Here is a 5,583-nt window from a genome sequence, read left to right on the forward strand (position 1 = left end):
AAATGGCCACCCATCGATGGGTGGCCATTTGCTTAAAAGGAGTCCGGCGGTGTCCTACTCTCCCACAGGGTCCCCCCTGCAGTACCATCGGCGCTGTGAGGCTTAGCTTCCGGGTTCGGAATGTAACCGGGCGTTTCCCTCACGCTATGGCCGCCGAAACACTATTGATGTTTCAATCAAACACATAACAAAGTCATTGTTGTTATGCGGTTCTCGACCGTACATCGAGAACCACTCAGTGGACGCGTAGCACCAACAAACGGTGTGTTATCAAGTCATCGGCTTATTAGTACCAGTCAGCTGCATGCATTGCTGCACTTCCACATCTGGCCTATCAACCCAGTAGTCTGGCTGGGAGCCTCTCACCCGAAGGTATGGAAATCTCATCTTGAGGCCGGCTTCCCGCTTAGATGCTTTCAGCGGTTATCCATCCCGAACGTAGCTAATCAGCGGTGCTCCTGGCGGAACAACTGACACACCAGAGGTTCGTCCAACCCGGTCCTCTCGTACTAGGGTCAGATCCTCTCAAATTTCCTACGCGCGCAGCGGATAGGGACCGAACTGTCTCACGACGTTCTAAACCCAGCTCGCGTACCGCTTTAATGGGCGAACAGCCCAACCCTTGGGACCTACTCCAGCCCCAGGATGCGACGAGCCGACATCGAGGTGCCAAACCATGCCGTCGATATGGACTCTTGGGCAAGATCAGCCTGTTATCCCCGAGGTACCTTTTATCCGTTGAGCGACAGCGCTTCCACAAGCCACTGCCGGATCACTAGTCCCGACTTTCGTCCCTGCTCGACCTGTCAGTCTCACAGTCAAGCTCCCTTGTGCACTTACACTCGACACCTGATTGCCAACCAGGTTGAGGGAACCTTTGGGCGCCTCCGTTACTTTTTGGGAGGCAACCGCCCCAGTTAAACTACCCACCAGGCACTGTCCCTGAACCGGATTACGGTTCGAAGTTAGATATCCAGAGTGACCAGAGTGGTATTTCAACAATGACTCCACATGAACTGGCGTCCATGCTTCAAAGTCTCCCACCTATCCTACACAAGCCACACCGAACACCAATACCAAGCTGTAGTAAAGGTCACGGGGTCTTTCCGTCCTGCTGCGCGTAACGAGCATCTTTACTCGTAATGCAATTTCGCCGAGTTCGCGGTTGAGACAGTTGGGAAGTCGTTACGCCATTCGTGCAGGTCGGAACTTACCCGACAAGGAATTTCGCTACCTTAGGATGGTTATAGTTACCACCGCCGTTTACTGGGGCTTAAATTCTCAGCTTCGCCTTGCGGCTAACCGGTCCTCTTAACCTTCCAGCACCGGGCAGGCGTCAGTCCGTATACATCGTCTTGCGACTTGGCACGGACCTGTGTTTTTAGTAAACAGTCGCTACCCACTAGTCTCTGCGGCCACCACACCCTTTTCGGAGTAAATCCGTATAAGTGGATGGCCCCCCTTCTCCCGAAGTTACGGGGGCATTTTGCCGAGTTCCTTAACCACGATTCTCTCGATCTCCTTGGTATTCTCTACCTGACCACCTGAGTCGGTTTGGGGTACGGGCGGCTAGAACCTCGCGTCGATGCTTTTCTTGGCAGCATAGGATCACCCACTTTTTATCCGCATCGTGTCTCAGCCTATGTGAACGGCGGATTTGCCTACCGTTCGGCCTACGCACTTGCACCAGGACAACCATCGCCTGGCTTGGGCTACCTTCCTGCGTCACACCTGTTAATACGCTAACCGCACCAGAATGGGGTCGTGCGCTAGGCCCAGAGCGTCACCCCGAAGGGATCAGTCACTGGGATTCAGACACTTAGCACTACTGGATTAGCTTGGGCGGTTCTTCGCCGGTACGGGAATATCAACCCGTTGTCCATCGACTACGCCTGTCGGCCTCGCCTTAGGTCCCGACTTACCCAGGGAAGATTAGCTTGACCCTGGAACCCTTGGTCTTTCGGAGGACGTGTTTCTCACACGTCATTCGCTACTCATGCCTGCATTCTCACTCGTGTAGCCTCCACGGCTGGTTTCCACCGCCGCTTCGCTGGCCACACGACGCTCTCCTACCCATCAATACGGCTGGACCACGAAGGCCTACCAAAAATATCAATGCCACAACTTCGGTGGCGTGCTTGAGCCCCGTTACATTGTCGGCGCGGAATCACTTGACCAGTGAGCTATTACGCACTCTTTCAAGGGTGGCTGCTTCTAAGCCAACCTCCTGGTTGTCAAAGCAACTCCACATCCTTTCCCACTTAGCACGCGCTTTGGGACCTTAGTTGGTGGTCTGGGTTGTTTCCCTCTCGACTATGAAGCTTATCCCCCACAGTCTCACTGCTGCGCTCTCACTTACCGGCATTCGGAGTTTGGCTGACGTCAGTAACCTTGTAGGGCCCATCGGCCATCCAGTAGCTCTACCTCCGGCAAGAAACACGCAACGCTGCACCTAAATGCATTTCGGAGAGAACCAGCTATCACGAAGTTTGATTGGCCTTTCACCCCTATCCACAGCTCATCCCCTCAGTTTTCAACCTAAGTGGGTTCGGTCCTCCACGACGTCTTACCGTCGCTTCAACCTGGCCATGGATAGATCACTTCGCTTCGGGTCTAGGACATGCGACTGAATCGCCCTATTCAGACTCGCTTTCGCTACGGCTACCCCACACGGGTTAACCTCGCCACATATCGCTAACTCGCAGGCTCATTCTTCAAAAGGCACGCTGTCACCCCTACTAAGGAGGCTCCAACGGTTTGTAAGCAAACGGTTTCAGGTACTATTTCACTCCCCTCCCGGGGTACTTTTCACCTTTCCCTCACGGTACTTGTCCGCTATCGGTCATCTGGGAGTATTTAGGCTTATCAGGTGGTCCTGACAGATTCACACGGGATTTCACGGGCCCCGTGCTACTTGGGATACTCTTCGCGCCAAGAGAGGCATTTCGACTACGGGGTTGGCACCCTCTATGACCGGCCTTTCAAGACCGTTCGTCTATACCTTCTTGTAACGCCGCCACCTCGGCAGAGATGACTGAAAAGTCCCACAACCCCGAACGTGCAACACCTGCCGGCTATCACACACGCTCGGTTTAGCCTGTTCCGGTTTCGCTCGCCACTACTAACGGAATCGCGGTTGCTTTCTCTTCCTGTGGGTACTGAGATGTTTCACTTCCCCACGTTCCCTCTACCCGCCCTATATATTCAGGCGGGAGTCACTAGGTCGGCACGCCGCCCAGCGGGGTTTCCCCATTCGGACACCCTCGGATCAAAACTTGCTTATCAGTTCCCCGAGGCTTATCGCAGATTGCTACGTCCTTCTTCGGCTCCAGATGCCAAGGCATCCACCGTTTGCTCTTAAAGACTTGAAATCACATGAGTTTGAATCAGAATCGACACCAGACCCCGAAAGGTCCGGCATGAAATTGACTAATGATCTTTAAGATCATCTTGTGCAACTGACCGAAGTCAGCTGCAAGATGCTCGCGTCCACTGTGTAGTTCTCAAAGTACGGGCGGTACCCCAATCCGAAACCCCCACAACAGGAGGAAACAGAAAGAGGTCCAGAGTCACCGACTGGCTCCCAACCCCAAAAGGTCAGAGCACATCCGGTCCCTCAGGACCCAACAGCGTGCAGGTGCAACACCCGAAACCCTCCCCGTTCCAACCGCCGAAGCGACGTACTAGGAAAGACTCTCATCGTTTGCACCATGTCAAATGTTCCACCCATGAGCTCCCAGCGAAGAACGTATGCCTTCGAACTGGGTTCTGGACTCCGAAGAGTCAGATGCTCCTTAGAAAGGAGGTGATCCAGCCGCACCTTCCGGTACGGCTACCTTGTTACGACTTAGTCCTAATTACCGATCCCACCTTCGACGGCTCCCTCCACAAGGGTTAGGCCACCGGCTTCAGGTGTTACCGACTTTCATGACTTGACGGGCGGTGTGTACAAGACCCGGGAACGTATTCACCGCAGCGTTGCTGATCTGCGATTACTAGCGACTCCGACTTCATGAGGTCGAGTTGCAGACCTCAATCCGAACTGGGACCGGCTTTTTGGGATTCGCTCCACCTCGCGGTATTGCAGCCCTTTGTACCGGCCATTGTAGCATGCGTGAAGCCCAAGACATAAGGGGCATGATGATTTGACGTCATCCCCACCTTCCTCCGAGTTGACCCCGGCAGTATCCCATGAGTTCCCACCATTACGTGCTGGCAACATAGAACGAGGGTTGCGCTCGTTGCGGGACTTAACCCAACATCTCACGACACGAGCTGACGACAACCATGCACCACCTGTTTACGAGTGTCCAAAGAGTTGACCATTTCTGGCCCGTTCTCGTATATGTCAAGCCTTGGTAAGGTTCTTCGCGTTGCATCGAATTAATCCGCATGCTCCGCCGCTTGTGCGGGTCCCCGTCAATTCCTTTGAGTTTTAGCCTTGCGGCCGTACTCCCCAGGCGGGGAACTTAATGCGTTAGCTGCGTCACGGAATCCGTGGAATGGACCCCACAACTAGTTCCCAACGTTTACGGGGTGGACTACCAGGGTATCTAAGCCTGTTTGCTCCCCACCCTTTCGCTCCTCAGCGTCAGTTACGGCCCAGAGATCTGCCTTCGCCATCGGTGTTCCTCCTGATATCTGCGCATTCCACCGCTACACCAGGAATTCCAATCTCCCCTACCGCACTCTAGTCTGCCCGTACCCACTGCAGGCCGGAGGTTGAGCCTCCGGATTTCACAGCAGACGCGACAAACCGCCTACGAGCTCTTTACGCCCAATAATTCCGGATAACGCTTGCGCCCTACGTATTACCGCGGCTGCTGGCACGTAGTTAGCCGGCGCTTTTTCTGCAGGTACCGTCACTTTCGCTTCTTCCCTGCTAAAAGAGGTTTACAACCCGAAGGCCGTCATCCCTCACGCGGCGTTGCTGCATCAGGCTTGCGCCCATTGTGCAATATTCCCCACTGCTGCCTCCCGTAGGAGTCTGGGCCGTGTCTCAGTCCCAGTGTGGCCGGTCACCCTCTCAGGCCGGCTACCCGTCGACGCCTTGGTGAGCCATTACCTCACCAACAAGCTGATAGGCCGCGAGCCCATCCCCAACCGAAATTCTTTCCAGACGCAGACCATGCGGTCACGTCACATATCCAGTATTAGACGCCGTTTCCAGCGCTTATCCCAGAGTCAGGGGCAGGTTGCTCACGTGTTACTCACCCGTTCGCCACTGATCCCACAGAGCAAGCTCCGTGTTCACCGTTCGACTTGCATGTGTTAAGCACGCCGCCAGCGTTCATCCTGAGCCAGGATCAAACTCTCCGTAAAAAAGAAATGCATACGACACCGGGAAAACGGTGACGCAGCGAGTTTGATGCTGACCAAAGAGACAAATTCATTGCTGACTTCATCCATCGCCAACCCCCCGGAAGGGATTGGTCTTTGATCCAAAGGAATTCTCACCCCCACCGAAGTGGAGACGAGGATAATTTGGCATTTGACAAGTGCACGCTGTTGAGTTCTCAAGGATCGGACGCTCCCACGACCCAGTCATCACAACCAGGCCCGCAGGGCAACTTCTCAATCTTA

At 54.5% G+C, this 5,583-nt stretch carries 3 rRNA genes; all 3 read right to left on the reverse strand.

From position 1 onward, the window contains the following. Positions 1 to 41 precede the first annotated feature (41 nt). Positions 42 to 158, reverse strand: a 5S ribosomal RNA gene (gene rrf, locus RS83_RS00030). A 108-nt stretch (positions 159 to 266) separates the two neighbouring features. Continuing rightward, a 23S ribosomal RNA gene (locus RS83_RS00035) occupies positions 267 to 3,371 on the reverse strand. A gap of 427 nt (positions 3,372 to 3,798) precedes the next feature. After that, positions 3,799 to 5,322, reverse strand: a 16S ribosomal RNA gene (locus RS83_RS00040). Together the 16S, 23S and 5S rRNA genes form the textbook arrangement of a ribosomal RNA operon. Positions 5,323 to 5,583 lie beyond the last annotated feature (261 nt).

Source organism: Microbacterium oxydans (genome assembly GCF_000956525.1).
GTDB classification, from domain to species: Bacteria; Actinomycetota; Actinomycetes; order Actinomycetales; family Microbacteriaceae; genus Microbacterium; species Microbacterium oxydans_A.